This window comes from Stenotrophomonas sp. 24(2023), from assembly GCF_030913365.1.
GTDB lineage: Bacteria > Pseudomonadota > Gammaproteobacteria > Xanthomonadales > Xanthomonadaceae > Stenotrophomonas.
Genome location: NZ_CP133160.1, coordinates 1,318,861 through 1,345,357, shown reverse-complemented (window position 1 = coordinate 1,345,357; position 26,497 = coordinate 1,318,861). Strand labels below are relative to the sequence as shown.

Sequence of the window (26,497 nt, the reverse complement as noted above, 5' to 3'; positions counted from 1 at the left end):
CATGTTCTATCAATCTATAGGGGATGGTCATGTCCAGTTTGGTTCAGGAGATTCAGCGAGATGCGCTCGACCCAGCGGTGGGTGTGAGCGACTTATTGCGTAAGGCGCTGGTTGTTTCAACCAAGCTCAAGATCACCGTTGATACCGCGTGGATCAAGTCAGAGCTATCGGGCTATGGGGGTGATGTCGAATTGCCAAATTACAGGGAACTTCGCGGTATCCCTCAAGTTCATAACCCTCGGCACGGCTACATGCCTCTTCAGATGCCGCCGGAGATGGAACTGGAGTTCTGCAGGCTTCCGATGGGATTTAGCGTGGCTGAGGTTGAGTCGCTCCTTCAGCAGAACGAGGGGCTGCTCCGCTTCACCTTTCCCGCGCCGGTCACAGCTCACTTCTTGAAGCATATGGAAGTGAAGATGCAGCCTTCATTGGCCATTTCCCCCAGCGTCTTCCATGGAGTGCTGGACACGGTACGCAACCGCGTTCTGCAGTGGGCTCTCGATCTGGAAGGTGCGGGAGTCGTTGGCGACGGCATGAGCTTCAGCCCAACAGACGTGAAGGCTGCGCAGCACGTGACCACTATCACCAACAACATTGGGTCGATGCACAACTCCCAGCTTCAGCAGCTTTCTTCTGGCCAGCAGTCGTACCAGATCGCGGAAAGCCGTGAGGAGCTCTCAGCCCTTCTGAAGGAAATCAGAAGTGCGGCTGAGTCGAAGGTCGGAGCAGGGCAGGTTCTGGTTGACGTTGACACCGTGTTGGTGCAACTCCAGTCAGCAGAGCCAAAGTGCGGAATCGTCGAGGAATCACTCAGGTCGTTGCGGACTGTGCTTGAGGGTGCCGCTGGCGGAGCATTGACAGCCTATGTACCAAAGCTCATCGCTTTGATGGCCGCGATCGGGATGGGATGAAGGTGCTCAGGTCATCTGGCGGCACGCGCGACGTTCGAATGAGCACCCCACCGCGAATGTCAGGGGTATCAACCAATTGCCACCACTCGAACGACGGTTCGGCTATCGCCAATCGAGGATTGGGACCTGGGTGGCTAGAGAACTCTCAATGCGAGTCACACACCCTGGCTTCGGGTTGACCAAGAAGCGCTCGTGGGCAAGCTCCAGAACTGGAAGGTCTGTACTGTGGTCGTGTAGGTCGCTGCCCACGGTGGGGCGCGCCGGCAAGCTCCTGAGAGACAGGGGCTTCCTGCAGATCAACTTGATGGCAGTTCGCTTGATCTCTGCCCATATCGAGTCCGCACTTCTTCCTTTTGAGGAGAGGTTGGTACGGGCAGCAGGAGCTGACTTATCCGGGACGGCAGCTCTGTTCCGGCAGTCGGGTCATCTGTCGGGGGCATAGATGGGGAGGGCGGCGGATCGGGTGCTGCGGGTACTGGGTAGCGCGACCCTCCGGGCGGCGCGGAGGTTGGCCGGTGACGGGGCGGTGGTCAGAGTGAGCCGAGCTGGTTGCGTCCATGCCTTTGGACCTCTCTCGATCCATTCAGCTCGGACCCGGTAGTTGGTCGGAAAGGAGGGCTGCGGGTGTCTTGCAAGGCTGGTTAAGAACGGGTCAGAAGCGAAGATCTGGAGCTGCTGCAATGTAAGTTTTTGAAAAATAAAGCTTAATTCGTTCAGATCTTCTCTCGACAGCGCTGGCGTCCGTGGTCTGAGTTTGCTATAAAAAGCGATATGTTTTTTATAGAAAATTGACATGAAGCTGCCCGTCCCAGCTCCTCAGGTGAGCGAAATGCTGATGAGTCATCACGATCAGCTATCCAAGATCCTTTCGGCCAATCTGGGTCCGGAAGTCAATGGAGTGTATGAGCACTGGGACAAGCTCAGGCACCGGACTCCGCCGGCCGGTCTGACGCCTGAGGAGTGGTGGCTGGCCATCAGGTTTCGCAGGTCAGGCATGGCCAAGCGACTGCCATTGGTCGACAGTGCGCAGAAGCACTTCGTGCTTTCCTTGACTGACTCAATGCAGCGTCGCCTTCACTTCATTGATCGGGAGGCGGCCGGCGCGATCAAGGGAATGGACGCCTCTGGCAGCCAGGGCCGCTTCCTGATTCGTTCGCTCATTGAGGAGGCGATGACATCGTCTCAGCTGGAGGGAGCAGCGACAACTAGAGCGGTTGCGAAGGAGATGCTCTCCACGGGGCGGCCTCCGCGGGATCAGTCCGAGCGGATGATCTACAACAACTACGTAGCCATGAACATGATTCGGGAACGTGGTGTCAGGCCAATCACTCCTGAGGAAGTGTTGGAGCTCCACAGCATTCTGACCGACGGCACCTTGGAGGCCGCCTCTGACTGTGGCCGATTCCGGACTGCAGAAGACAATGTAGTGATCTACGATCGAGGAAGTCCCCCGACGTTGCTCCACATACCGCCCCCCGCATCCCAAGTCTCAGATCGTCTGGCCAAGCTGTGCGCCTTCGTGAACGACGGAGCCGGCGAACCTTTCATCCACCCGGTTGTTCGAGCGATCGTGCTGCACTTCCAGATCGGGTATGACCATCCGTTCGTTGATGGCAATGGAAGAACCGCCAGAGCACTCTTCTACTGGGCGATGATGAATGCTGGGTACTGGCTGACAGAGTACCTGTCCATCTCCAGTGTCCTGAAGAAGTCTCCGGCCAAGTACATGCGCGCCTATCTCTACACCGAGAGTGATGGGCAGGATGTCAGTTACTTTGTCGCTCAGCAGCTTGAAGCACTGGAAGAATCCATCCAGGCGCTTCACGCCTACATTGCCAAGAAAAATCAGGAAGACAGAGCGGCACGGCGCGTACTGCGTAGCGCGAAAGTGGGAGAGGTGGTCCTTAACCATCGCCAGCGGGCGTTGTTGGTCAATGCGCTCAAAGACCCCGATCGCGTGTACACAGTTGCGAGCCATCAGGCTGCGCATACGATCACCTATCCAACAGCATTGAACGACCTCAACGTCTTGGTCGGCGCGGGCCTCTTGCTCAAGCAGAGGATCGGGAAGGCCAACGAGTTCCTGGTTGTTCCGGGTCTTGGAAAGAAGTTGGCCCTCTGATGGTCCGTGCTTGGCAGCTGGGGGACCTCATCACAGCCTTGGATCTTGATCAGAAGTGCGCCCGCAGCTGCGATAGCAAAGCTCGTTGGGATCTAAGCTGCGCTGATTCGACCATCTGATAGAGTCCAGGGAATGGGACGCACAGGCACATGGAGATGAGCGACGTGGCAGGAAGATCGTCTGGGACAGCTGGAATGGTCATCGTCGGACTCCTGGTAGTGGTCATTGCCATGTGCAACGGAGGCGGGCGGCAAGGCCCTCAGTCCTTGTCGTCAGATAGGGAGCTGCTCCCCACGCCAATTGAGCCGGAACCCCGTCCCGTAGAGAATGCAGAGGCACAGTTTGTCTCGGCGACCGCTCTCAACCAGCGTTCCTCGCCCAACGGCAAGGTCGTCGGAAAGCTGGCCGGTGGCGACTCCGTTGTGGTGTATGAACGTCAAGGGAGCTGGGCACGGGTGTCGCCCGAGGGTTCTTCCGCCAGATGGGTCAGCTCCAACCTTCTTTGCAGCGGGAGCGGGTGCTACAGGTCTGCTAGCAAGCCCTCTTCGCGATCACCTGAAAGCTCTCGTCGAGCTCGCAGCAACTATCTGGATGGAGGGTGCCCATGTTCGGGGTCTCGAGTGTGTATTGGCCCGCGCGGTGGACGCTACTGCATTACATCTGGTGGGAACAAGCGATACGGCGTCTGATGAAGTCAGCTGCTGCCGCTGAAAAAGGCAGGGTGCCCGCCGATCACAGGTGGCACCCGGGGGCGAACGGCCGTTTGCACGCACAAGGAGAGTAGATTGGTGGAGATTGACTGGACAGCGATCGCTGCAGGAATAGCTCTTTTCATCTGGATTGCCGATAAATTCCAGCGATCGCGTGAGAGGTCCGCTACCAGGAGACTATTGGCGCAGATTATGACGTCTCCAATAGGAAACGCGCGCCTCGATGTTGTAAAGATACGTTTCGGGCTTGCCGAGAATGGTGCCGAACAGCTTCAGGATTTGGCGAGCTCTCGCGATGCGCGCGTCGATTTCTGGGATCAGATTAAGTCCCTGAACGTTGATCTGCCACCTCAGTTCTACGACAAAGCAGACATCTTTGATACCTCAACTACCCGGACTCTGGCCGTAGCGCTCTCGGCGGTAAACGAGTTGCGGTCCATCGTTAAGATGACCTCCGAGCTAGCCGCTTCGGCAACAGAGGACGATGTCTATGCTCACATTCGCACAGTCGGCGAGAAGGTTATTGCCGCGGACGCTGCACTGGAGCATGCCTTCGATGAACTGATAAGAGTTGGGAGGGTAAGTTAGCTCAGTCACTTGATCAAGAGTGTGGTTCACAAGCTGGACATCTCGTCATCCCTCGCTATAACGGCCCACGGGGCTGCTCGTGTAAGGCTCCCCCGCATCCATCTTTCGTGGGAGGTAGTTGAGGCGCACTGCGTTGGCTCCAGGCGGATGAGGCGACTGGCTGGAGTCCCGTGCGCTGATGCTGGCCACTACTGCGTGGAATGCACTGGATGCCGACTATCGCTTCTTCCTCATGGCAGATACTTCGTGGTGAACTCAGAGAGAGACAGAAGGAGGTCATCGTCCTTTGCTTTCCCATTGACGAAAACGGCTCTCTGCCAACGCTTGACGGCCCTGCACCAAGCCCTTTCGTCACCAATTTCGTATGTCCCGAGGGCCCGTCTAGCCTGAGTTACCAAGATGCCATTCGTCTTGGGGTCCATCGATCCCGCCGGATCCTTAGGGCTCTGATAGATCCCTTCGAAAGAGATCTTGTCTGAGGGAAGGTCGTAGTAGAACGAGAGTATCTCTGCGGCCGGGGGCATCTTCGTCCAGTTCTCCCAGGCATCGATGCCGCTCCCTAGTTCTTCTTGGAGCTGCGCTACCTTCCTTTCAACCTTTCTGCTGTAGGGTTCATAGTCGAGACTGATGAACAGGCTCTTCATCGCGAATGCTTTGGGGTTCTCCTTCACCGCGCTGAGCAGGTCGAGTGGGTCCACACGAAGCGTAGGCGGTGCCCGGTCAGCTTGCTCGAGCAGGATCTGAGCAATCTCTGGGATAGAGAGGTCTGCTGCTATCTTCCAGAGCGAGTCAAACCAGGCAGTCAGCTGACTGATCTCATCAGGGCCGTCGATCAACGTACAGGCCTCGTTCCAGCCAGATCCGTCCTTGTTGAGACCCAGTCCATCGGCTGACGCGTTGGCCGAGCCAAGTACGGCCGAGGTGGGACCCAGGTAGACCTTGGCATGCAGGGACGCAAGTGCACGCACCTGGAAGCCACGTTTGATCAGATCACGGATCACGTCAGGATTGCAGCCGCCTACAGACAGGTTGCAGAGGATTCGCACTCCAGCCGTTTGGCTTCTCTCCAGCCCAAGTGCCTTAAGCGCCCCCCAGCCCCAGAAGGGAACGGCGATGCGAGCTGGTGACAGGGCAATTGCTCGCTTGATGGCGCCACAGATGGCATTCGGGCACGTCAGAATCGATGTTGCCATAGCCTGCTTATAGCCAGTGATTGAACACATTCAGAGTAGCAGCTGCGTGGGAAATGGGGGGATCCCTGATGGAGTCGGGCATTGCGTTCGAGGCGCCCTGCTCGGAAGTAGTACGCCAAGAGCATCGCCGCCGCCTATCAGCTAGCAGGGGTCTCCAAATGGGTGATATAGGGTTCTTCCTCCCGGACCTTCCCCAATTCACCGGAAATAGGTCGAAGTAGCGCTGAAGAGTTCGCCCTTGGGTCTGACTAGCTAAGGGATAGCTCTCCCAAGTTCTATGCGCCGTCGTCCTATCACGGCCTGGAGCCCAGATATCGTCTCTGCTGATCGGACGCGAATGGGGGGCGCAGTCGACTAGTCTGGGCGCTAGTAACAAGCACTTCGCGCAGAAATCCGCCTGCCACGGCGCATTAGATCAAGCTGACGGTGCGTGCATTACATGCGTCTACGCACAATCCGGACGGGTTCCCTTAGTGGATGCCCACCATGATCGAACTCGGTTAGGTGAGTGCTAGCGCTCTTCAGTTGCGGCGAGCAGCTGATCAGCTAGTTCTTTGGCGCGCACCTCTCCGCAGCCGCGAGCGGTGCAGATTCGATTCTGTCGTCATCTCCGACATGCACTGGTTTGCCAGTATACGAAGTACTGCCGCCCGTTGATCGCATCATTCCGGTACTGCATCAGGTGCTGTCCGAGCTTGCTCGACAGTTGCGTGTAGGTCCGAGCGCGTACCAGTGTCTCGCTCCGGTCTCTGAAGAGCGCGTTTAGAGGATACATAGGCCGTACAAAAGATGCCTGAGACAGGGCCTACGTTCTGGCGTTGTGCTGCCGTGGCGAAGGGAGGTCAATTCTGTGGTTTGTGACTGGGCCCAAGTACCCTTCGCCAGACCGCAGTCCCCCGACAACGTGCTCCGCACCTTGTCGAACCACCGTTAGCGTATGGACTATCTCGGCAGTAAACATCTGCAATGAACTTCCTTCCGCAGTACGCATGCCCTTGATCACAAATGAATGGTTTGCATCAGAGTCGTTCGCGCCGTCATTTTCCGGTTCGTCGGTCCAAGGGAACGCGGAGGTCATAAACCACGATTCGTTGAGTATGCAGATGCTGCCAGGCATTTGGTCAATGTTGCTAATCCCCAGTTGCGTCCATAGTTCGCCGCTAGTCATTGCAGCCGTAAACTGTCCGGTCGCTGTACTTCCATATCCGATGATTCCTGCAAAGTAATGATCACGCGGAACGCCCGAAGCATCAAGTAGATCGATTGCGCTTCTAATATTGTTCAGTGCGTCAACGAGAGTTCCGGCCCATTCGTACTCGCCTATAGAATCCTGCCATCGTCCCTGGGTGTTGTCCTTTGATCGCTTTTTGAAAAGCGTGAGGTCGCTCTTGATTTCGATTACTGCAGCGACTGCTTTGGGAACGACGATCGTGAAATCGGTCGATTTCAAGAGTGGCGCGTATAAGTTCTGCTCGTGGATCAAACAGTCGATCTGCTTGGATGAATGCTTGTAGATGCTGCCACTATGGGGGTCGTGGGCGGTTACAAAGCCGGTCGTCACCTCATAGCTTGCCGAGACCTGCTCAGCAATGTACTGCCGAAGTCGCGCCTCGCGGAATGCGCCCAAAGCGCCTGGATGATTGGTAAAAAGTGCGACTTTCTCTCCGTCAGCTAGGATTTTGCGTGCTTCAAGGTCATAGAACGTCGTGATGCTCATGGGGCGCGAAGTTTCCGGCTGGCTTATTCTGGGGAATGAAGGAGTATACGGTGAAGTCAGCAGAGCCGAGCCAGGGGTCGCGATCCGGTCGCTTCGTCGGGACTTGCTTCAACTAGGACGCAGTCGTGAAACTCTCCTTCTGGCCGGAAGCGGACATCAGCACTGCGTCGGCGCCTGGTCCGGTGCTGTTCTACGCTTTCGACCCATAGCGGCCATTGGTGGCGCCGCCAAGCCTAGAGGTGGGTCAGGTTATACGCTGCCTTGTTAGCCGGACCCAGCCGCCCTAAGATCGAACTGTATCAGGGGGAAAGCCACCATACGGTGCTTTGTGGATAAGTCGTATAACCGGATCCATGGGTCCGTCTATTAGGTAGTTAGATGTGCACATGGATCCAATCACCGTGAAGGAAGCCGTTCTCTTCGTAGCCGGCGCAGCTGTTGGCGGACTGCTCTCCTGGCTAATAACGCATCGCTACTACGTGAAGGCGGGTGCTGATCAGAAAGCAGCGCTGAAGGACCTGACCGCGATTCTGCAGAGTGGCAACACGCTCGAACGCTTTGAGGCACTCCTGCGCAACCCTGGCTGGTCAAAACGCCTCATCGAGAACCGAGAGACTTGGATCTGCGATCTAGACAACACCTTTCAGATCGTCCAAGGAAATCGCGAACGCGATTTCCGCGAGCCATGGACTGAGAACCTCGCAGACCCGAACGCGTCTGTGTATCCGGTCTACCTAAAAATCGGAACAACTACGGTCAAAGAGCTTCAATTTATCTCAGCTGATGGCGCGCGTATATTTGTGGTTATGCCGGAGATCGGCTTTGATGACAACATGGGGCGACATCTGTTCTGGAACCAAAACAGCATTGGGGTGCTCGTGACAAACATCATCGGTGATTTCTACATATATGAGACTCTGGCTGGGTTCGCAGCTCGCAGCAAGATTGAGATTGTCGAGTAGCGCATCTAACAATTCATTCAAGCCGACGCCGCCTCGCGGATCGGTTTAGCACCGGAGTTTCGAACGTCCGCTGGTGGCCGAAAGCGGAAACAGGACTGAGCAAGCGCCTAGCGATGGCTAGGTTTCCATCCAGCCACTTAGTCATTTCAACTTGTCAATGTGTCGTGGCGGCCCCAGTATCTGCCTCTCTAGATGTGTTCGCAGCGAGCCCCAAGGCGCGAAATTGGCACAGGTGGCTGTGTTTGTCCGATGTAAATACCGGTGAGTAGCATGAACGAATCGTTTGACCAGGCCGAAGCGTTACAGAATCTTTTGATCTCGCATGCCACCGGAGGCAGCGAGAGCAATCAAGAGTATGCAAGCCTACGCAACTCGTTGATGAATAATGCGTCGGTGGAGGCATTGACCCCGCGCTTTGTGCGGACCTGTCGCAACCTCGATCAGTTCTGGCAGTTCATCAAGTTCGAGCTTCCAACCTACGCGGAACGCAGGCAGCTCATATGGGACACGTTCCGTCCTATTCTGGAGACGCTTGAGCGCGCTTCCATCTCACCGGCCGACCACATCTTTGCAGACAGGCTGAGTGCCGTGGACGCTTTGCATGTTCAATCGGCATGGACAAAAGCGTTGGAACGCCGCGCGACCGATCCCGAAGGTGCAATTACATCTGCTCGGACATTGATCGAGTCGGTATGCAAACACATCCTAGATAAGTCTGGCACTGATTACGACGATGGCGCAGATCTTCCGAAGTTGTATAAGGCCACGGCCGAAGTGCTAAACCTGGCCCCATCCCAACACACTGAGCCGGTTTTCAAGCAGGTGCTTGGAGGTTGCACATCGGTTGTCGAGGGGCTGGGGTCGCTTCGTAATCGCCTTAGCGATGCGCACGGGAAGGGCAAGATAGGTTCCAGACCAGCGCCGCGTCACGCAGAGCTTGCCGTGAACCTATCGGGAGCGCTGGCTACCTTCCTTCTCGCTACTTGGGAGGCCCGCTGCCAGGATTCCATCAAATAGGCTGGGATCGCGCATTTCACGTCGAGATGCCACTGCGCATTGCGGCATAGCCACTGGTGCCGGATCAAACCAGCCGCGTGCTGCCAATATTCCCTTCTCGCATATCTCCATGCGCAGCAAAAAAGTCCAAGTCGGTCCGGGTCTTAGCGGACCTTGGTGGACAGCTGTCTGAATAGAGGTGCGAAGCTGCTGCTGATCCCCCAGCACAACCTGGTGCTCGCTACGCGTGGATCCACGCAGTTCTTCCTTCGGATCTACGAGCTCGCTCTGCAGGCCAGTTTTCGAGCTGACTTCACTATGGAGCAGCTCATGGCTGAGCTGGGCCTGGTCATTGATCAACTCTGGCCAAATTACGAGAGGGCAGCGGCCGAGGCGGGCTTGCCGATCGAGCATCTTGGTACAGAACTCATCTTGGGGGGATGGTCGCCCCAAAGTAGCCGCATGATGGCTACCGCCTATGCCAAGAGCGACAGTCAGCGCCCTACTGTGGTGCAACCGATCAGTGGACAACTGGCATCTCCCGGCGAGCCGTTGCACGGAGTGCCGGGAAGCATGGCGAAGGCAGAACTGATGGCTGCCGGCCGGCTTCAGGCAGCCTACCTCAATGGGAAAATGGGCCGCACGGTAGCGGGTGGTCACATGCTGATCGGATTTCTGCAGTACGGCCAAGCGGTCGTGAAGGATCTGGGGCCGATCTGACTGGGGCCGGTCGAGAGAGGCCGTTGCAGGCACTCAGCGACCGAGCGTCGGCCATGTGGGCGGCCTCCCGTGAGCGGTCGCCCCTCCTTATCAGCTCTTCGGCGCGAGGGTGGGGGCCGATCGCGACTCCGGGATCTAGCTCGGTGCGGGCTCTTGCGCAGCGTCGAGTGAGGGAGCCTTCTTCACCTGCGCTTTAGCATTCTTGGAGACTGCCCGGCGTATGCGCTGCTGGGCATCCTTCACCTTCTCTCCGTCCAGGACCTCACGCTTCAGAATCTCGTTGTTGAGAAGCTCAACAACTGCCTCCGACTCGATCTTCAGTTCCGGGAACAGACGGCGAAGCTCTCGGCGGATGACAGAAACGACCGGCTCACCGAGAACAACTTGCGCGACCGTAAACTTGTTGAGTACCGAGATGTGCTGGTGATACAGGCCCATTGCGTCAGAGGTGATTCCTTCTCTGCAGAGTAGGAACAACTTCCGCTGGTCTTCTTCGTTCTTCAGGTTGACATCTGCTATGCAGAACGATGAGACGAGTTCGTACTCGATGGGTTGGCCGAACTTTATTCTGTAGAGGCGCCACTCCAACGCGTTGGTGAGCACGATCCACTCGATGCCTTCGTGGGCGCCATAGTTGATGGCCTGGCGCAGATGTGTCTCGTTTAGCGAGATTGCTGCTGCTTTCACTTCGATCAGAACTCTGATCTTGCCATCGATCTTTACCGCCAGGTCGCAGAACGTTCCCCTGATCTGCTGCTCGCTAGTCAGTTCGTTGTACTTGTCGTAACCGAAGATGTCGGCAAGCATGTCCTTGACCAGGGTCACGGTATCGGCTTCAGACACATCTTTGGTCTTATGGGAAACGGCGACCGAGACCAGCGACCTTACCGTTGTCGGCCATCTGTCCGAGACCTTCTTTGGAATCTTCAGCACATCCATGCTCCTTCCCGTTGTCGTCTGCGAATACTGATGCTTTGACCACTCCTGCGCAATGGAGTGCAAGGGGCAGGGGCGTCCCCGCCGTCTATTACCGTCCAGGCTGATCCTGCGCTGATTCGGTAGTGTCCTGAAGAGCGGGATCTGGGAGAAGTGCTGGCCACTGCCTCAAGGGCCCGCCAAAAGTGAACGAGATCGCACGCCCGCCCACTTGAGGCTTGCCTGGGCGGGGAGGGTAGATCCGGTTTTCGGGCCGGACATTCGCGTGAAAGGTGCGCCCGCAATGGGAACCGATCATTGAGAGGGCCACATGTGCATGAGCCAGTTCGGGTTGAACTCGATCTCCCCGTCCGCAAGCGTGATGCTTCCCAGTGGCGCATCAGGATGCTGACGCATATGGCATGCACCTGGCTGATGACGGACGATACGGCTGTGGCCATTGCGGGGCCGCCGGGGCACTGGACGGACGTGTAGAAAAGCAGTCAATTAATCCATTGGTTCTGGGTTCGAAGGCAGCTCACAGGCCTAATTAAAGTGAGTCAAAATGTGAGTCAAATCTCAAGGAAATGATCCTTGATGTCTTTATGAATCAATGGCATACACTTTCAATGTGAGTGCTGGTGGGCCATCGAGTTCGCCGCGGCCCGGAATTCAGTACTTGATGCAATATTTCCAGTGAGCTGATTCGCCATGGGGAAACACAATGTCGCTTCCAATCGCACTGCTCCTGGCCCTTATCAGTGTCGGCGCGAATGCCGCAGAACGACATGATTCCGTTCCTACCAAATTCCTAGGCGAGTGGAGCGCAGACCTCGGCGCATGTGGGACTGACACCGACGATTCCGTTCTTGTCATCCGCCCGCACCACATCACCTTCTGGGGAAGCAACGGTCCCATCAAGGCCGTGGTCACCCGCGGCGCGCTGGAAATCATGCTGATAGTGGAGTCCACAGGGGAAGGCGAGACCTGGCTCGATGCCCAGCATTTTCGATTGAGTGCTGATGGCACACGCCTGGCCACGCTTCATGACGGTACCGAATCATTTATGCGGTACCGGTGCCCCGCTGCAAAGCGAAGTGTCAATAAATGAGCGTGCACGGTCGGCCCTGAAGAGGTAACCAGTCGTTGCCCAACCTATGGCCGATGACGCCCCCCCGCATGCCTGCTACGGTCCCCACGTCCACCCCACTCACAATGCTCCCGTGCACGCACTCGCCACCCGGCAGGCCATCTTCCTTCCCCTCGGTGCGATGCTGGCGCTGATCGCTTTCGCGTTCACCGTGCCGGGCTACCACTCCCTGTCCCAGCACTTGAGCGAGCTGGGGCTGCTGCCCGGCCTGCCGGCGCAGGCGGTGCTGCTGGGGCCGTCCATCAGCGGCTGCAGCATCATCATTTTCAGTCTGTCCCTGCTGGTGCAGGCGCGGCGTTTCGCCCTGACCGCCGTGACCTCCACGCTGTTCGGCGCGGCCATGCTCAGCAATGGCCTGGTCACCACCGGCAGCCCGATGCATGGCCTGTATGGCGTCGGCATTTTCTCGGTGCTCACGCCGCTGTTGTTCCTGGTGGAACTGGGACCGCAGGCGTCATCGCGCATCCGCTGGGTGTCGTGCTGGACGTCGCTGCTGGGCATGGCCTACCTGTGGATGATGGTGACCGGCATGGACCCGCCTGACTATCGCGGCCTGACCCAGCGGTTGGCCCTGCTGCCGGCGTTCGGCTGGTACGCCTTCGCGGCCATCGAGCGGCTGAAGATAATGCCGGCGCGCTGATTCCAGCAGGCGCTGCTTCACGCATACCTTGACACCCAGCCCGGCGCAGTAGACCTTTCCCGCCATGACTATTGATATTGAATCGCTCAGCCTTCGGGAGCTGGGTGCCTTGGTGGTTGCCGCTGAACAGCGGAAACAGCTTGTTTCCAGCCGCCGCCCGGCCAGCGCGGTGCGCCGCCTGCTGAAGGCAGCCGCGGCCGAAGCGGGCTACACCATCGAAGAACTGTTCGGCAATGAGGCTACCGAAACGGCGGCCCCCGCGCGTAAATCCCCCCGTCGCAAATCCGGCAAGGTCGCGGCCAAATACCGCGATTCGGAATACAAGCGCCTGACCTGGTCCGGCCGCGGGCGGATGCCGCGCTGGCTGACCGCCCGCATCCAGCAGGGCCACAAGGCGACCGATTTCCTGATTCCGGGGTTGGCCAAGCCGACGGCGCGCAAGAGCAGCACGATCGGCAAGCGCACCGTCGTCAAGAAGGACTGAGCGCTGCGGTACCCGCAGTGCGCGGCGGTAGCCGCAGTGCAGCAACCCTGCTGATATGAATCGATCTAAACTGCGTCCATCGATCCAGCATGGGAGCGCACGGCATGGTGTTCGGGAAGTGGATGATGGCCGCCTGCATGGTGGCGGCGATGGCAGCAGGTGCGCAGGCGGCACCGCCCACCTCGGGCAACCCGATCCTGCCGGGCTGGTATGCGGACCCGGAAGCGGCGGTGTTCGGCAACCGCTACTGGATCTTCCCCACCACCTCGCAGCCGTACGATGCGCAGACTACGTTCGATGCGTTTTCCTCGCCGGATCTGCTGCACTGGACGAAACACCCCGATGTGCTCAATGCCAAGGCGGTGCCGTGGGCCAAGCGTGCGATGTGGGCGCCGGCGGTGGTGCAGAACAAGGGCCGGTACTACTTCTTCTTCGCCGCCAACGATATCCAGAAGGATGGCGAGCTGGGCGGCATCGGCGTGGCGGTGGCCGACCGCCCGGAAGGCCCCTACCAGGATCTGCTCGGCAAGCCGCTGGTGGGTGCGTTCCACAATGGCGCGCAGCCGATCGACCAGTTCGTCTTCCACGATGACGATGGTGCCTGGTACATGATCTACGGCGGCTGGAAGCACGCCAACATCGTGCGCCTGAAGGACGATTTCACCGACGTGCAGCCGCTGGCCGATGGCACGCTGTTCAAGGAAATCACGCCGGCACCGGAATACGTGGAAGGCTCGCTGATGTTCAAGCGGGGCGGGCGCTATTACTTCATGTGGTCCGAGGGCGGCTGGGGCAGCCCGGATTATTCGGTGGCCTATGCCATCGCCGATGCCCCCACCGGCCCGTTCACGCGCATCGGCAAGGTGCTGCAGCAGGATGCGGCCATCGCCACCAGCGCGGGCCACCATTCGGTGATCCAGGTGCCGGGCACCGACCGCTGGTACATCGTCTACCACCGCCGTCCGCTGGGTGAAACCGATCGCAATCATCGGGTGACGGCCATCGAGCGCATGGACTTCGATGCGCAGGGGCACATCCTGCCGGTGAAGATCACCCACACCGGCGTGCCGGGCGATCCGCTGCCCTGAGCCTGCACGGCGCAGCGCATCACGCTACCCTGCACGGGGTTCGCACAGGAAGGACGCACGTGATGGCACACAACGGAACCCTGACGATTCCGCCGAAGGCGTTGTACCTTGCCGGTGGCGTGGCCGTGCTGGTCAGCCTGCTGGCCTGGTCGGTGGAGTGGAGCGGGCTGGCCTATGTGTGCCCGTACTGCCGCGTGCAGCGCACGGTCATCGGCGTGCTGGGCGTGCTGCTGCTGTTCGCGCGACCGGGTGGCCTCGTGGTGCCGTGGCTGGCGTACACGAGTGGTGGTTTCGCGTTCGTGGTCGCAGCGATGCAGCACTTCAACGGCTGGAAGCGCATTTCCTCCGGCGCTTTCTCGCTCAACGCGCAGTGGTATTTCGACCCGTGGTTGTTGTCGGGCTGCGCGATGCTGATCCTGGTGGCGCAGCTGATGCTGGTGAACGCCGCCTGCCGGCGCGCCCTGCGTTGAAGCCACCGCCGCGGTGTGCCCGCGGCGGCGTTTCCGTGTCGTTGCCGTGCCGGTCTTACGCCGGGTTCATCAGCGCGAACAGTGCATCGTACTGGCCATCCCGTTCGGCCCAGCGCCGCGGCTGGTCGCGGTCGAGCAGCAGTTCGCCGCGCGGGTGGTCACCGCGTTCCAGTTTCTGCAGCACCTGCTGTACGTATTCCTCCACGGGCATGGCGCGCGGGTCGCTGGCCTGCGCCGCGCCGGTCAGCGCGGTCTGCACATAGGGCGGCGACAGCTCCAGCACCTCCACCGGCAGGTGCCGCAGCTGGTGGCGCAGCGAGACCAGCCACGAATGCAGGAAGGCCTTGCTGGCGCAGTAGGTGGGGAAGCTGGCCAGTGGCAGGAAGGCCAGCGCCGAGCTGGTGGCCATCAAGGTGGCATGCCGCTGCTGGGTGAGCAGCGGCAGGAAGGTGGCCACCGTGCGCAGCACGCCCAGGATGTTGGTGTCGATGATGGCCTCGGCGTCGTGGCTGTTCCACTGGCCGCTGGCCAGGTTTTCAGGGCGCGAGATGCCGGCGTTGGCGATGAGGACGTTGAGGCTGGGGAACTGGATACGCACACGGTTGGCCAGTTGCGTGAGCGAGGCGTGGTCGCGCAGGTCCAGCGGCAGGCCGGTCATGCCCGGGTGCTGCGTGCAAAGGGCTTCAAGCGCTGCGGCATCGCGGCCGGTGATGATGACCTGGTTGCCACGGTCATGCAGGGCTTCGGCCAAGGCGCGGCCGATGCCACGGCTGCCGCCGGTGATGAGGATGGTGTTGCCGGTGAGGTTCATGGGGGTGCCTTTCCAGAGGGACTGGGGAAAGGCCACGGTGTGGTGCATCCCTTCCGGGGGAAGGGAATGGCAGGGCAGTACCGTGGCGCCTGTAAGCCGGGTTCCCTCTGCTGAGGCCCTCCCGGGTGTGGGCGCGTTGGATGACGATAACGCCTGCGGCAGCACCCGTTGCGGGGCTGCGGCGCCGACTGTAGGCGTCTGCCGGGCGGGCGTCAACCGCGCCGCGGCGTTCAGGCGGCCGGCGGCGCCAGCCCCAGCAGCAGGGTGGGAATCAGTTCGGACACGGTGGGGTGGATCGGCACCGCCCAGCGCAGCTCATCGAGCGGGCGGCCGGCGCTGACCATGTCCAGAATCCCGTGGATGGCCTCATCGGCGCCGGTGCCGAGCAGGGCGGCGCCGAGGATCGCGCGGCTGTCGGCGTCGGCGACGATCTTCATGAAGCCCTGGGTTTCGCCCTTTTCCACGGCGCGGCCGACGCGCGTCATCGGCCGCTTGGACACCAGCAGGCGCCGGCCCGAGCGCGCGGCTTCGGCATCGCTCATGCCGACCCGCGCCAGCGGCGGATCGATGAACAGCGCATAGCCGGGGACGCGCTGGTCCAGTCCGCGCGCCTCGCCGTCGAGCAGGTTGGCGGCGACGATCTCGAAATCGTTGTAGGCGGTGTGGGTGAACGCACCGCGGCCATTGCAGTCGCCCAGCGCCCAGACGCCGGGCACGCTGGTCTGCAGCGCGTTGTCCACGGTGATGTAGCCGCGCGCGTCGCAGGCGATGCCGGCGGCCTCCAGCCCGAGGTCATCGGTGTTGGGGCGGCGGCCGATGGCCAGCAGCACGTGGCTGCCGCTCACGGTGTGTTCGCCGGCCGCATCGGTGAAGGTGACGGCGGCACCGTCGGCATGCGGCTGGAAACGCATCTGCAGCGCACCGGTATGCGCGGTGATGCCTTCGTTCTCCAGGATGCTGCGCACGCCTTCGGAAACATCAGCGTCTTCGCGCGCGATCACGCGGTCGGCGCGTTCGAGCACGGTGACCGCTGCGCCGAAGCGGCGGTACATCTGGGCGAACTCCAGCCCGATGTAGCTGCCGCCGATCACGATCAGGTGGCGTGGCAGCGTCTCCAGCGCGACGATGCCGGTGTTGGTCAGGTAGGGAATGCTGTCCAGCCCGGGCAGATCGGGAACGGACGCCCGGCCACCGACGTTGATGAAGATGCGCGGTGCGGTCAGCCGCTGCCCGCCCACGCTCACCACGTGTGGTCCTTCGAAACGGGCATGGCCGCGGATCAGTTCGACAGTGGCCATGCCGGCCAGCCAGTCTTCGTTGCCCTGCCGCGAATCGAGGATGACCTTGCGCGCGCGCGCCGCCACGGTGGGCATGTCCACCTGCACCGGGCCGGTGGAAAACCCGTAGTCGGCACCGCGCCGAGCCAGGTGTGCGGCATAGGCACTGGCCACCAGCGTCTTGGTCGGCTTGCAGCCGGTGTTCACGCAGGTGCCGCCCACCAGGTGGCGTTCGATGATGGCCACGCGCTGGCCGGCATCGTGCAGGCGGCCAGCCAGGGAGGGCCCTGCCTGGCCGGCGCCGATGATGATGGCATCGAAGGCACGGGGGGCGCCGGTGGATGATGAGGACGCAGGGGACATCGGGAACTCCTTGCGGAACCAGGACGATACGCGGGCTTACGCTGCCGACAGCAGGAACAGGCCGAACGGCTGGGCGTGGTCGAGCCAGTGGCGCTTCATCTGCCACCCCGCGCATTCTGCGATCGCGGCCAGCCGCTGCGGCGTGAATTTGTACGAATGCTCGGTATGCAGGCCTTCGCCCTGTGCGAACGGGAAGGCATGCCCGTGCAGGTGGACGGTCTGTGCGCGTTGACTGACCAGCCACATCTCCATGCGTGATTCGGCAGGGTTCCAGCGTGCGCGATGCAGGAAGGCCTCCGGGTCGATGTCGGCGCCGAGTTCGCGGTTGATGCGCGCCAGCAGGTTGCGGTTGAACGCGGCGGTGACGCCGGCGGCATCGTCATAGGCTGCCTGCAGCGTGCGGCTGTCCTTGACCAGATCGGCGCCGACCAGCAATTGCGCGCCGCTGCCCAGAAGATGGCGCAGGTGGGCCAGCAGGGCCACGGCTTCGCCAGGCGGGAAGTTGCCCAGCGTGGAGCCGGGGAAGAACCCCAGGCGGGCGCGCTGCCGGGCAAGGGCCGGCAGCGCGGTGGCGGTGCTGAAATCGGCTACCTGCGGTTCGATCGCCAGCGCCGGGTAGTGTTGCTGCAGCGTGGCGGTGGCATCGGCCAGTGCGGCGGCGCTGATGTCGATGGGCACGTAGGCCCGCAGGTGGGACGTGGCATCCAGCAGCACGCGGGTCTTCAGGCTGGCACCGCTGCCGAATTCCACCAGCACGCTGTCCGGGGCGATGTGCGAGGCGATATCGCTGGCCGTGGCCTGCAGCAAAGCCAGTTCGGTGCGGGTGAGATAGTACTCGGGCGTGCGGCAGATGGCCTCGAACAGGCGCGAGCCTTCGGCATCGTAGAAATACTTCGGCGGCAGCGCTTTGGGCGTGGCCGACAGGCCCTGCAGCACATCGTGCAGGAAGCCGGCATCGACGCTGTCGGCCTGGCCTTCGGCATCACGCGCCAGGCGCACGCCACTGGCCATCCAGCGCTGTGCAGGCGCGAAGAAGTTGCGGTAGCTGGGGCGCGTATGGCCGGGCGCAGTGATGGCCGCGCCGCCGCGCAGCACCATCTGCCCGACCATGAACTTGCCGTTGTATTCGCCCACCGCGCCTGCGGCTTCACGGAAGCCGGGATAGGCCGCATAGGCGCTGCGCGTCCATTGCCAGGCCTGGTCATACAGGCCGTGCAGGCCAGGTACGCTGCGGGCGGCATGCTCCCATTCGGCCTCGCTGGGCAGGCGTGCACCGGCCCAGCGGGCATAGGCATCGGCTTCGTAATAGCTCACGTGCTGCACCGGGGCATGCAGGTCCAGCGGCACGCGGCCGTGCAGGGTGAAGGTGCTCCAGTGATCGCCTTCCTCGCGCCAGTACAGCGGCGCCTGCCAGCCCTGCGCCTGCACGGTGGCCCAGCCCTCGGCCAGCCACAGCGCCGGACGCTGGTAACCACCATCGGCGATGAAGGCCCGCCATTCGCCGTTGCTGACCAGCCGGTCGGCCAGGGCATAGGGCTGCAGGTACACCCGGTGGCGCGGGGTTTCGTTGTCGAAGGCGAAGCCCGGGGTATCCGCGCCGATCTGCACCACGCCACCGGCGAACGGGTGCCAGCCGGTCGCCGCCGGCGGCGGCGATGGCACGGGTGGTTCCGGCCGGTAGGCCGGTGACAGCGCCGAGCGCGAGAGCAGGTGCAGCGCGTCCATCAGGATCAGTTCCTGGTGCTGTTCCTCGTGGGCCAGCCCAAGCGCTGCCAGCGCGGCGGCGTCCGGGGACAGCTGCGGCATCAGCACGTCCATGGCGGCGTCCACATGGGCGCGGTAGCCGCGTACTTCCTGCGCCGTGGGGCGGGTGAGCAGGCCACGTTCGGCACGCAGCGGCCGGGGGCCGATACTGTCGTAGTACGAATTGAACAGGTAGCCGAACGCCGCATCGAAGACCGCATAGCCAGGCAGGTACGGCACCAGCAGGAAGGTTTCAAAGAACCAGCTGGTGTGCGCCAGGTGCCATTTGGTCGGGCTGGCGTCGGGCATCGACTGCGCGGCCTGGTCTTCGATGCCCAGCGGCGCGGCCAGGGCGAGGCTGCGCGCACGCACGCGCAGGTAGCGGGCGCGCAGGTCACTCACCGGTTCAGCCCTGGCGTGCCTTGGCGCGTGCGGTCTTGATCGTCAGCCAGATGGCCGAGAGCAGGAAGTAGAACGCCCCCAGGCCGGCATACGGTGCCACGGTGGCCACATCCAGCGGGATGCCGCTGCTGGCCTGCTTGAAGAAGAACGCACCGGCGGCGGCGGACTGTGCGCCGCTGAGGATCATCACCCACTGGCCGCCGGCCTGCTTCCAGCGGCGCACGGCGGTGGCCAGCTGCAGCAGGCCGGAGAGGATGGCCCAGGCGCCGAAGACCTTGATGGTGGCGGCCATGCCCGCGGTCAGTGCCACGCCGATGGCCACGGCGGTCAGCACGCTGATGACGAAGTTGAGCATCTGCGTGCCGTTGGCGGCCAGGCCGCCGGTGCGGCGCGCATCGATGTAGTTCGCCAGCGCATCCCAGGCCGGGTACAGCACCAGCAGCACGGCGCCGACGGCCGGGTTCTGGCGGCCGACCAGCACGGCCAGCAGGATCCAGGCGATGGAGACGCCCGCACGCAGGAAGTAGTAGCGCTGCAGCCAGGGGGCGGGCGAGGAAGCGGGAAGGGCGGTGGCGGACATGGCGGTTCTCCGGGCAGGTCAGGGACATGGGTCGGCGGACGGGTGCCTGCCAACCAGTAGGTAGGTATCCGGCATGCCCTTCCCATGGGAGGGGGCGTGTCGATGCGCGGATATTGGCCTACTAGTTGGTAGGCAGTCAATCCAGTGCCGGGGCCCGCCGGGTGTCCGGTTGCGTTCCGTTCATGGGCCGGCTGGGCCCCGGGCGGGCGTCAGATGCCCTGGCCGCCGGATACCTCGATGCGCTGGGCATTGACCCAGCGGTTGTCGCTGGACAGCAGGCTGGCAATCATCGGGCCGATATCCTCGGCCACGCCGACCCGTCCCAGTGCCGTCATGCCGGCGAAGAAGGCATTGAAGGCCGGCGTATCGCGCACCGCACCCCCGAAGAAGTCGGTTTCGATCGCACCGGGTGCAACGGCATTGACGGTGATGCCGCGGCTGCCCAGCTCCTTGGCCATGTAGACGGTGAGCACCTCCACCGCGCCCTTCACGGCGGCATAGGCCGACCAGCCTTCGGCGGACACGCGGGTCAGGCCGGTGGACAGGTTGATGATGCGGCCACCATCGGCAATGAGCGGCAGCAACTGCTGGGTGAGGAAGAACACACCCTTGAAGTGCACGTCCACCAGCGCATCGAAGGCGGTCTCGCTCATGCTGCTGATGGGGGCGACATCGCCGTGGCCCGCGTTGTTGACCAGATGGTCGAAGCGATCACGGCCCCAGGTCTGCTGCAGCACCTGGGCCAGCTGCGTGGCGAAGGCGGCAAAGGTGCCCGCCTGGCCCACGTCCAGTGGCAGGGCCACGGCCTTGCGGCCCAGGGCCTGGATCTGGGCGACCACCTCGGCGGCCTCGGCCTGGCCCTGGCGGTAGGTGAGGATGACATCGCCGCCGTGGCGGGCGATCGACAGTGCGGTGGCGCGGCCCAGGCCGCGGCTGGCGCCGGTGATGAGGGAAAGGGTGTGCATGGCGGTTCCTGGTGGGTGATGGGGGAGGCGCCAGTCTGCGTTGCCCGCTGCCGTCCGCCTTTGCCCGAACTTCGCCGATGCTGGCCTGTTCCTGCAGGACCGGCGCGGTACCCGTGGGACGCCGCTACGATGGCCCTGCACCGATTCGGCAGGACTGCTGCGATGACAGACACTTTGCGCGATGCTGCGTACCGCCATGCGGCTGCGTTGGCCAACCCGGCCGGGGTGGCACGAACCTCCATTCCCGGCCTGTCCCTGATCCAGGCCGCGGCCCCGAGCGGGATCGACTATGCGATCTCCCGGCCGCTGCTGTGCCTGGTGCTGCAGGGGGCCAAGCGGGTGACGCAGGGCGCGGCCACCTTCGATTTCGCCGAGGGCGATGCCCTGCTGATCACGGCCGACGTGCCCACCGTCAGCCAGGTCACCCGGGCCAGTGCGATGGCGCCCTACCTGTCGCTGGTGCTGGACCTGGACCTGCCGGCGATTGCCGGGCTGGCGCTGGAGATGAAGCTGGGCCCGGCCGCGCGCGGGGCACCGATCCGCGTGGAACGCGCCGACGCCGATGTCACCGGTGCGGCGCAGCACCTGCTGCAGCTGCTGGACCACCCGGCGGCGCTGCCGGTGCTGGTGCAGCAGCGGTTGCGCGAACTGCACTACTGGCTGCTGGTGGGCCAGCACGGGTTGGCGGTACGGCAGCTGGGGTGGCCGGGGGCACATGCCCAGCGTGTGGCGCGTGCGGTGGCCCTGCTGCGCAGTGACTTCGCCCGGCCGTTGCCGGTGGAGCGGCTGGCGGCGGTGGCCGGGATGAGTCCATCGGCGTTCCACCAGCATTTCCGTGCGGCAACCTCACTGTCGCCGCTGCAGTTCCAGAAGCAGCTGCGGCTGATCGAAGCACGGCGACTGCTGCTGGCCGAAGGGCTGTCGGCCAGCAGCGCAGCGTTCGCGGTGGGCTATGAAAGCGTGCAGCAGTTCACCCGCGAGTACCGCCGGATGTTCGGCCTGCCGCCGGGGCGCGATGCCGGGGGGGCACGCATGCAGGCCCCGGCGCCGCACTGAGCCGGGTCAACCGGAAACCGGCTGGCCCTGGAAGTGCTGGGCGACCCACGGCTCGCATGCCGCCCACAGGCTGGGGGCACCGTCGCGGATGACCGGGCCGTAGCGCGCGATCACCTGTTCCATCGATACGCCGTTTTCCGTCCAGGTGCCACCACCGGTGAACACGTTCACCAGCAGGGGCTGCAGGCGGTCCAGTGCCTTGGCGAATTTCGCGTCGGCGCTCTGCGCCTGCTCGAACTCCTGCCACAGTGCCAGCAGGCGGGCGCCCTGCGGTTGCGGCAGCAGGCCGAACAGGCGCTCGGCGGCAACCGCTTCCTGCTGCGCCTGCAGCGTGGCGGAGGTGCCGCCGTGGATGGGCATGTCACCCACGTCGATTTCCACGATGTCATGCAGCAGGAGCATGCTCAGCACCCGGCTGACATCCACGGCCTGGGCGGCATGTTCGGCCAGTACCAGGGCATACAGCGCCAGGTGCCAGGAGTGCTCGGCCGAGTTCTCGCGGCGGCTGCGGTCGAGCAGTGGTGATTGCCGCACGACCGATTTGAGCTGGTCGATTTCGCGCAGGAAGGCCAGTTGCTGTTGCAGGGGCGTGGTTGCCATGGGGCTGTTCCGGACGTTCAGGCGGTGGAGGCAAGGCGGTGGATGGCCACGCGCACCAGCGATTCGAAGGCCAGCGGATCGCCCAGCCCGCGTGCGGCAAGCATCGCACCATGCACCGATGCCATGAACATGCGCGCTTCCACCTGCGGCGTGCCCTGCAACCGCAGCTGGTGGCGCGCGCTGCCGCGTTCCATCGTGGTGGTGAGCCAGCCGCTGAGATCATCGAAGTGCCCGCGTACCTCCACGGCCACTTCCGCAGGCAGGGTGGGCAGCTCGGCCGCCAGCATCGCGCCGATGCAGAACGAGGACGTGCCACCGGCGATGCAGGTGGACCAGTAGTCGGCGTAGGCGGTCAGCTCACCCAGCGGGTTGTCCAGCTGGCGCTCCAGCAGCGACAGGCCCGTACGGGCCTCGGCGCGGTAGCGGGCCACCACCTCGCGCACCAGATCCACCTTGCTGGGGAAATGGTGGTGGATGCTGGCCTTGCTGATGTTCACCTGTGCGGCGATGTCGGCGTAGCTGAAGCTGTTGTAGCCACCCGCTTCCAGCAACGTGCGGGTATAGGCCACGATCTCGGCGGCTTTGGGGGATAATTCTGCAGGCATGGCAGGGGGCACCACGGTCGATCCGGGTTGCCAATCTACCAGTTGGTAGGATTCGGGGCAATGCAGCACCTTCAGTCGGTGCGGTGCCGTACAGCCTGACGGCCGCTGGACAGCCGGGCGTTGCTGATCGCCTGACGCACGCCGCAGGCCGGGCAGGCCAGCACGGTCCCGCCGGGCAGGTGCTCGATGTCCTGCTCGCGCCAGGCACTGAACGTACCGCAGGCCGCGCAGCGGGCCTGCACGCTCAAGGCGCGCAGGGGCCGGCCGTTGGCATCGGGCAGGTACTGCAGTTCGAGGATTCGAAAAACACCGGTATCGCTCATGGGGGCAGGGCTGGGAAGTCCGATGGCAGCCTAGCCTGCGCCGGATCATGGGCAGGTGGCGGCCATGTCGAGCCTGCGTCAGCGCACGGGCTTGCCGGTGCTGCCGCCTACCAGCGGGTAGCCGCTGAACGGCTTGACCTCGTCCATCAGGAACTGCGAGACGATTTTCTCCACGCCGTAGTCACCGCCCAGCAGCAGGCGCGCGACGTCCTTCCAGTGGTGCACATCGTTGACGATCACCCGCAGCAGGTAGTCGTAGGAACCGGAGATGCGGCTGGCTTCGACCACTTCGGGCATCGCCAGGATGCGCCGGTCGAACTCGGTGAATTCCTCCAGGGCGTGCTGCTTGAAGGCCACCAGTGCCAGCACCACCGTGGCCGAGCGGATGCGGTCCACGGCCACGTGCGCGCGGTAGCCCCGGATGAGCCCGCGTGATTCCAGCGTGCGCACGCGCGCCAGGCAGGCACTGGGGGAAAGGGCCACGCGTTCGGCCAGGGCCTGGTTGGTGATGCGTGCATCCTGCTGCAGCACGTCGAGGATCTTCAGGTCGGTACGGTCCAGCGTCTTGGCGTTCATTCGAGTCCCGGTGCGGCGAGGTGCCGCAGGTTGTTCGCAATTTGCAGGCCCCTACCGCAGATCCTGCGTATTTCACCGCGCATATCGCCCGAATCTTCGGCTTTTCGGAAAATAACCATAGTTCAATCAATGATTTGCCGCCAGTGCGTACCCCGTTGATTCTGCTGGACAGCGATGGCCGTTTTCACTTTCACTCGACCTCAGCCATGTTGGCTGCGGCGCGTGACAACGCGCTGGCGGCCACGTCCATCGCCACCTGGGGGACCGTGCCATGTCGTCGCATTTCCGTCTTCGCCCACTTACCCGTAGCATCCGCCGCGCCTGTTGCCTGGGCCTGCTGGCCGCCAGCCCCGCCTGGGCGCAGGAGGCCGCACCGCCCGCACAGGGCGATCCTGCCAAGACCCTGGACACCATCGTGGTGACCGCCGGCAAGCTGAAGGAATCGGTGCGCGAGATCGCCGGCTCCGTTTCGGCGGTCACCGACCAGCAGCTGCAGGACATCGGCGCGCAGTCGCTGGCCGACTACATCCAGCGCACGCCGGGCGTGGTGTTCAACAACTACCAGCCGGGCGTTTCGCACGTGGTGATGCGTGGCATCGCCACCAGCTCGGGCAATGTGCAGGGCCAGCCGACCACCGGCTACTTCCTCAACGAAGTGCCGCTGACCGAGCCGGGCTGGACCATCGCCATTCCCGATATCGATGCGTTCGACCTCAACCGGGTGGAAGTGCTGCGCGGGCCGCAGGGCACGTTGTTCGGCTCGGCCTCGATGGGCGGCGCGGTGAACTACGTGGCCAACGTAGCCGATGCCAGTGGCTTCGATGCGGCGGCCGAGGCGACGTTGAGCCAGACCAAGAATGCCGACGTGGGCTTTGCGGCCAAGGCGATGGTGAACGTGCCGATCAAGCAGGACCTGCTGGCCGTGCGCGCCGTGGCGCAGTACCGCGATGACCCCGGCTTCCTGGACAACATCGGCACCGGCACCCGGGGGTCCAACACCAGCACGCTCGACGGTGGCCGCCTGTCGGTGGTGCTGACGCCCAACGAAGGCACCACGCTGACCTGGCTGAGCCTGCTGCAGAACAGCGACAGCGACGACAACAGCTACCGCATCGCCGGGCTGGGTGATCTGCAACGTCGCACGGCGCTGCCCGAATTCACCCACACCAAGGTGAGCGTGCACAGCCTGCGGCTGGACCAGGACCTGGGCTTTGCCGACCTGACCGCGCTGCTGGCCTACCAGAAGAAGAAGCAGGACTGGCGCTTCGATTACACGCCGGTGCGCGCGGCCTACAACGCGGACCTGGGCCTGGACCTGACCGCGCCACTGTACATCGCTTCCGGCGGTGAAAGCACGGGCAAGAGCATCGAGCTGCGGCTGGCCTCCAAGCCCGGTGGCCGCATCGACTGGCTGGTGGGCGGCATGTACTTCGATTCGGACAAGTCGCTGCATGAGCAGCTGGGCGCCGAAGGCGCGGCCGGCGCGTTCAACCGCTCGCCGCTGTATGGCCCGGGCAGTGGTGCGGTGATCGCCCCGGACGGGCAGATCTTCAACAGCTTCCTGACCGATCTGTCCGGCTCGGAAGCCGCGCTGTTCGGCGAGGGCAGCGTCCACTTCAACGACCAGTGGAAACTGACCGTCGGTGGCCGCCTGTTCCGCAACAAGGTGCGCACCGTCAGCACGCAGGTGGGCTTCTCCACCTATCCCGGCGCACCGAAGATCTCCACGCAGGAAACCAAGGAAGACGGCTTCAACCCGAAGGTGTCGCTGACCTGGCAGGTGACGCCGGATGTGATGGTCTACGGCCTGGTGTCCGAAGGCTTCCGCTTTGGCGAACCGAACACGGCCGGCCTGAGTGCCTACCCGGTGCCGTCCGGTTCGAAGAGCGACAGCCTGGTGAACTACGAACTGGGCACGCGCACCCGCTGGGCCGGTGGCCGCCTGCTGGTCGATGCCACGCTGTTCTACGTGGACTGGAAGGACATCCAGCTGCGCCTGCAGACCCCGGACCTGTTCAACTACGCCAGCAATGGCGGCAAGGCCTACAGCCGTGGCATCGAACTGTCCACGACCTGGCGGCCGGTGGATGCGTTTGAATGGCAGGCCTCGGCCACCTGGCAGCGCGCGCGCCTGGATGAGGATCTGTTCATCCTCTACTACGGCACCGCACCGAAGGGATCGCAGCTGCCGGGGTCGGCCGACTGGACGGTCAGCAACCTGCTCACCTGGCATTTCGATGCGCGGTTCTCGCCCACGCTGTCGCTGTCGCACCAGTACGTGGGCAGCGGCATCAGCGATCTCAATTCGGCGGTGCCGGGCATCACCCCGAACCGGCAGGGCAACTACAACCTGTTCGACCTGCGTTACCGCATGACCTTCGGCACCACCGACGTCACCCTGTTCGGCAGCAACCTGACCGACAAGCGTGGCATCACCCGGTCGGTGACCGAAACCAATGGTATCGGCGAAGGGCTGGTACGCCCGCGTACCGTCGGCGTGACCGTGCACTGGCGTTACTGACGCGATGGA

Annotated in this window: 25 protein-coding genes and 1 pseudogene; 13 read left to right on the top strand and 13 right to left on the bottom strand. The window is 62.9% G+C overall.

Annotation, left to right across the window (positions count from 1 at the left end; translation table 11 throughout):
- Window positions 1-29 precede the first annotated feature (29 nt).
- The 3 genes from Q9R17_RS05930 to Q9R17_RS05920 all read left to right on the top strand — a co-directional run bounded on the left by Q9R17_RS05930 (window position 30) and on the right by Q9R17_RS05920 (window position 4,331).
- Window positions 30-911 carry a hypothetical protein gene (locus Q9R17_RS05930; protein ID WP_308157509.1) on the top strand — a complete coding sequence of 294 codons (882 nt, stop codon included), beginning with the start codon at window positions 30-32 and terminating at the stop codon, window positions 909-911.
- Window positions 912-1,704: 793 nt separating this feature from the next.
- Window positions 1,705-3,033: a Fic family protein gene (locus tag Q9R17_RS05925; protein WP_308157508.1), complete on the top strand. Its 1,329-nt coding sequence runs from the start codon at window positions 1,705-1,707 to the stop codon at window positions 3,031-3,033.
- A gap of 785 nt (window positions 3,034-3,818) precedes the next feature.
- Window positions 3,819-4,331 carry a hypothetical protein gene (locus tag Q9R17_RS05920; protein WP_308157507.1) on the top strand — a complete coding sequence of 171 codons (513 nt, stop codon included), beginning with the start codon at window positions 3,819-3,821 and terminating at the stop codon, window positions 4,329-4,331.
- A gap of 230 nt (window positions 4,332-4,561) precedes the next feature.
- On the opposite strand, the gene Q9R17_RS05915 is transcribed toward Q9R17_RS05920, so the two are convergent.
- Together Q9R17_RS05915 and Q9R17_RS05910 are read right to left on the bottom strand one after the other, a co-directional pair.
- Window positions 4,562-5,524: a phospholipase D family protein gene (locus Q9R17_RS05915; RefSeq protein ID WP_308157506.1), complete on the bottom strand. Its 963-nt coding sequence runs from the start codon at window positions 5,522-5,524 to the stop codon at window positions 4,562-4,564.
- Between the two features lie 805 nt (window positions 5,525-6,329).
- Window positions 6,330-7,241 carry a DUF6602 domain-containing protein gene (locus Q9R17_RS05910; protein ID WP_308157505.1) on the bottom strand — a complete coding sequence of 304 codons (912 nt, stop codon included), beginning with the start codon at window positions 7,239-7,241 and terminating at the stop codon, window positions 6,330-6,332.
- Window positions 7,242-7,627: 386 nt separating this feature from the next.
- Between Q9R17_RS05910 and Q9R17_RS05905 the strand changes: the two genes are divergently transcribed.
- From Q9R17_RS05905 to Q9R17_RS05895, 3 genes are all read left to right on the top strand, one after another.
- On the top strand, window positions 7,628-8,203 hold the full coding sequence (locus Q9R17_RS05905) for a hypothetical protein (protein WP_308157504.1): 576 nt from the start codon (window positions 7,628-7,630) through the stop codon (window positions 8,201-8,203).
- A gap of 270 nt (window positions 8,204-8,473) precedes the next feature.
- The gene (locus tag Q9R17_RS05900; protein WP_308157503.1) at window positions 8,474-9,220 is read left to right on the top strand and encodes an abortive infection family protein; all 747 of its coding nucleotides are present in this window, start codon (window positions 8,474-8,476) and stop codon (window positions 9,218-9,220) included.
- Window positions 9,221-9,529: 309 nt separating this feature from the next.
- Window positions 9,530-9,919: a hypothetical protein gene (locus Q9R17_RS05895; RefSeq protein ID WP_308157502.1), complete on the top strand. Its 390-nt coding sequence runs from the start codon at window positions 9,530-9,532 to the stop codon at window positions 9,917-9,919.
- A gap of 135 nt (window positions 9,920-10,054) precedes the next feature.
- Here the strand turns inward: Q9R17_RS05895 and Q9R17_RS05890 are convergent, their stop codons facing one another.
- A complete protein-coding gene (locus Q9R17_RS05890; protein ID WP_308157501.1) occupies window positions 10,055-10,858 on the bottom strand; it encodes a type I restriction enzyme HsdR N-terminal domain-containing protein in 804 nt (267 codons plus the stop codon).
- A 700-nt stretch (window positions 10,859-11,558) separates the two neighbouring features.
- Here Q9R17_RS05890 and Q9R17_RS05885 point away from each other — a divergent pair.
- The 5 genes from Q9R17_RS05885 to Q9R17_RS05865 all read left to right on the top strand — a co-directional run bounded on the left by Q9R17_RS05885 (window position 11,559) and on the right by Q9R17_RS05865 (window position 14,666).
- On the top strand, window positions 11,559-11,945 hold the full coding sequence (locus Q9R17_RS05885) for a hypothetical protein (protein WP_308157500.1): 387 nt from the start codon (window positions 11,559-11,561) through the stop codon (window positions 11,943-11,945).
- A 112-nt stretch (window positions 11,946-12,057) separates the two neighbouring features.
- Window positions 12,058-12,624 carry a DUF998 domain-containing protein gene (locus tag Q9R17_RS05880; RefSeq protein ID WP_308157499.1) on the top strand — a complete coding sequence of 189 codons (567 nt, stop codon included), beginning with the start codon at window positions 12,058-12,060 and terminating at the stop codon, window positions 12,622-12,624.
- A gap of 64 nt (window positions 12,625-12,688) precedes the next feature.
- Window positions 12,689-13,108: an H-NS histone family protein gene (locus tag Q9R17_RS05875; protein ID WP_308157498.1), complete on the top strand. Its 420-nt coding sequence runs from the start codon at window positions 12,689-12,691 to the stop codon at window positions 13,106-13,108.
- 104 nt (window positions 13,109-13,212) lie between these two features.
- Window positions 13,213-14,196, top strand: a complete 984-nt coding sequence (locus Q9R17_RS05870; RefSeq protein ID WP_308157497.1) for a glycoside hydrolase family 43 protein — start codon at window positions 13,213-13,215, stop codon at window positions 14,194-14,196.
- Between the two features lie 62 nt (window positions 14,197-14,258).
- Window positions 14,259-14,666 carry a hypothetical protein gene (locus Q9R17_RS05865; RefSeq protein WP_308157496.1) on the top strand — a complete coding sequence of 136 codons (408 nt, stop codon included), beginning with the start codon at window positions 14,259-14,261 and terminating at the stop codon, window positions 14,664-14,666.
- A gap of 55 nt (window positions 14,667-14,721) precedes the next feature.
- On the opposite strand, the gene Q9R17_RS05860 is transcribed toward Q9R17_RS05865, so the two are convergent.
- The 6 genes and pseudogenes from Q9R17_RS05860 to Q9R17_RS05835 all read right to left on the bottom strand — a co-directional run bounded on the left by Q9R17_RS05860 (window position 14,722) and on the right by Q9R17_RS05835 (window position 20,807).
- Complete coding sequence (locus Q9R17_RS05860) at window positions 14,722-15,477, bottom strand: SDR family NAD(P)-dependent oxidoreductase (RefSeq protein WP_308157495.1); 756 nt, start codon at window positions 15,475-15,477, stop codon at window positions 14,722-14,724.
- Between the two features lie 230 nt (window positions 15,478-15,707).
- Window positions 15,708-17,117, bottom strand: coding sequence for an FAD-containing oxidoreductase (locus tag Q9R17_RS05855; protein ID WP_308157494.1), 1,410 nt, complete (start codon window positions 17,115-17,117; stop codon window positions 15,708-15,710).
- A 36-nt stretch (window positions 17,118-17,153) separates the two neighbouring features.
- On the bottom strand, window positions 17,154-18,053 hold the full coding sequence (gene egtD / locus Q9R17_RS05850) for an L-histidine N(alpha)-methyltransferase (RefSeq protein WP_308158290.1): 900 nt from the start codon (window positions 18,051-18,053) through the stop codon (window positions 17,154-17,156).
- 45 nt (window positions 18,054-18,098) lie between these two features.
- Window positions 18,099-19,262 (bottom strand): annotated as a pseudogene (gene egtB / locus Q9R17_RS05845) (ergothioneine biosynthesis protein EgtB); the annotation flags it as partial.
- Between the two features lie 4 nt (window positions 19,263-19,266).
- Entirely contained in the window at window positions 19,267-19,842 is a 576-nt protein-coding gene (locus Q9R17_RS05840) for a DUF308 domain-containing protein (protein ID WP_308157493.1), read from the bottom strand.
- Window positions 19,843-20,051: 209 nt separating this feature from the next.
- Window positions 20,052-20,807 (bottom strand): SDR family oxidoreductase, encoded by a 756-nt coding sequence (locus Q9R17_RS05835; RefSeq protein ID WP_308157492.1) that lies wholly within the window; start codon window positions 20,805-20,807, stop codon window positions 20,052-20,054.
- A gap of 162 nt (window positions 20,808-20,969) precedes the next feature.
- Between Q9R17_RS05835 and Q9R17_RS05830 the strand changes: the two genes are divergently transcribed.
- Entirely contained in the window at window positions 20,970-21,863 is an 894-nt protein-coding gene (locus tag Q9R17_RS05830) for an AraC family transcriptional regulator (RefSeq protein WP_308157491.1), read from the top strand.
- Between the two features lie 6 nt (window positions 21,864-21,869).
- Here the strand turns inward: Q9R17_RS05830 and Q9R17_RS05825 are convergent, their stop codons facing one another.
- From Q9R17_RS05825 to Q9R17_RS05810, 4 genes are all read right to left on the bottom strand, one after another.
- Complete coding sequence (locus Q9R17_RS05825) at window positions 21,870-22,463, bottom strand: HD domain-containing protein (protein ID WP_308157490.1); 594 nt, start codon at window positions 22,461-22,463, stop codon at window positions 21,870-21,872.
- A gap of 17 nt (window positions 22,464-22,480) precedes the next feature.
- Window positions 22,481-23,068 (bottom strand): TetR/AcrR family transcriptional regulator, encoded by a 588-nt coding sequence (locus Q9R17_RS05820; protein ID WP_308157489.1) that lies wholly within the window; start codon window positions 23,066-23,068, stop codon window positions 22,481-22,483.
- 71 nt (window positions 23,069-23,139) lie between these two features.
- Window positions 23,140-23,391, bottom strand: a complete 252-nt coding sequence (locus tag Q9R17_RS05815; RefSeq protein WP_308157488.1) for a hypothetical protein — start codon at window positions 23,389-23,391, stop codon at window positions 23,140-23,142.
- A 78-nt stretch (window positions 23,392-23,469) separates the two neighbouring features.
- Window positions 23,470-23,967 carry an Lrp/AsnC family transcriptional regulator gene (locus Q9R17_RS05810; protein WP_308157487.1) on the bottom strand — a complete coding sequence of 166 codons (498 nt, stop codon included), beginning with the start codon at window positions 23,965-23,967 and terminating at the stop codon, window positions 23,470-23,472.
- A 271-nt stretch (window positions 23,968-24,238) separates the two neighbouring features.
- Between Q9R17_RS05810 and Q9R17_RS05805 the strand changes: the two genes are divergently transcribed.
- Window positions 24,239-26,488: a TonB-dependent receptor gene (locus Q9R17_RS05805; protein WP_308157486.1), complete on the top strand. Its 2,250-nt coding sequence runs from the start codon at window positions 24,239-24,241 to the stop codon at window positions 26,486-26,488.
- The last annotated feature ends 9 nt before the right edge of the window (window positions 26,489-26,497 follow it).

Coding starts and splice junctions, on each gene's coding strand:
- Q9R17_RS05820 (WP_308157489.1), bottom strand. CDS start 23,068: ATGCCTGCAGAATTATCCCCCAAAGCCGCCGAGATCGTGGCCTATACC.
- Q9R17_RS05900 (WP_308157503.1), top strand. CDS start 8,474: ATGAACGAATCGTTTGACCAGGCCGAAGCGTTACAGAATCTTTTGATC.
- Q9R17_RS05890 (WP_308157501.1), bottom strand. CDS start 10,858: ATGGATGTGCTGAAGATTCCAAAGAAGGTCTCGGACAGATGGCCGACA.
- Q9R17_RS05905 (WP_308157504.1), top strand. CDS start 7,628: ATGGATCCAATCACCGTGAAGGAAGCCGTTCTCTTCGTAGCCGGCGCA.
- Q9R17_RS05895 (WP_308157502.1), top strand. CDS start 9,530: ATGGCTGAGCTGGGCCTGGTCATTGATCAACTCTGGCCAAATTACGAG.
- Q9R17_RS05825 (WP_308157490.1), bottom strand. CDS start 22,463: ATGGCAACCACGCCCCTGCAACAGCAACTGGCCTTCCTGCGCGAAATC.
- Q9R17_RS05875 (WP_308157498.1), top strand. CDS start 12,689: ATGACTATTGATATTGAATCGCTCAGCCTTCGGGAGCTGGGTGCCTTG.
- Q9R17_RS05835 (WP_308157492.1), bottom strand. CDS start 20,807: ATGCACACCCTTTCCCTCATCACCGGCGCCAGCCGCGGCCTGGGCCGC.
- Q9R17_RS05910 (WP_308157505.1), bottom strand. CDS start 7,241: ATGAGCATCACGACGTTCTATGACCTTGAAGCACGCAAAATCCTAGCT.
- Q9R17_RS05855 (WP_308157494.1), bottom strand. CDS start 17,117: ATGTCCCCTGCGTCCTCATCATCCACCGGCGCCCCCCGTGCCTTCGAT.
- Q9R17_RS05830 (WP_308157491.1), top strand. CDS start 20,970: ATGACAGACACTTTGCGCGATGCTGCGTACCGCCATGCGGCTGCGTTG.
- Q9R17_RS05805 (WP_308157486.1), top strand. CDS start 24,239: ATGTCGTCGCATTTCCGTCTTCGCCCACTTACCCGTAGCATCCGCCGC.
- Q9R17_RS05915 (WP_308157506.1), bottom strand. CDS start 5,524: ATGGCAACATCGATTCTGACGTGCCCGAATGCCATCTGTGGCGCCATC.
- Q9R17_RS05865 (WP_308157496.1), top strand. CDS start 14,259: ATGGCACACAACGGAACCCTGACGATTCCGCCGAAGGCGTTGTACCTT.
- Q9R17_RS05925 (WP_308157508.1), top strand. CDS start 1,705: ATGAAGCTGCCCGTCCCAGCTCCTCAGGTGAGCGAAATGCTGATGAGT.
- Q9R17_RS05860 (WP_308157495.1), bottom strand. CDS start 15,477: ATGAACCTCACCGGCAACACCATCCTCATCACCGGCGGCAGCCGTGGC.
- Q9R17_RS05815 (WP_308157488.1), bottom strand. CDS start 23,391: ATGAGCGATACCGGTGTTTTTCGAATCCTCGAACTGCAGTACCTGCCC.
- Q9R17_RS05810 (WP_308157487.1), bottom strand. CDS start 23,967: ATGAACGCCAAGACGCTGGACCGTACCGACCTGAAGATCCTCGACGTG.
- Q9R17_RS05840 (WP_308157493.1), bottom strand. CDS start 19,842: ATGTCCGCCACCGCCCTTCCCGCTTCCTCGCCCGCCCCCTGGCTGCAG.
- Q9R17_RS05885 (WP_308157500.1), top strand. CDS start 11,559: ATGTCGCTTCCAATCGCACTGCTCCTGGCCCTTATCAGTGTCGGCGCG.
- Q9R17_RS05930 (WP_308157509.1), top strand. CDS start 30: ATGTCCAGTTTGGTTCAGGAGATTCAGCGAGATGCGCTCGACCCAGCG.
- Q9R17_RS05870 (WP_308157497.1), top strand. CDS start 13,213: ATGGTGTTCGGGAAGTGGATGATGGCCGCCTGCATGGTGGCGGCGATG.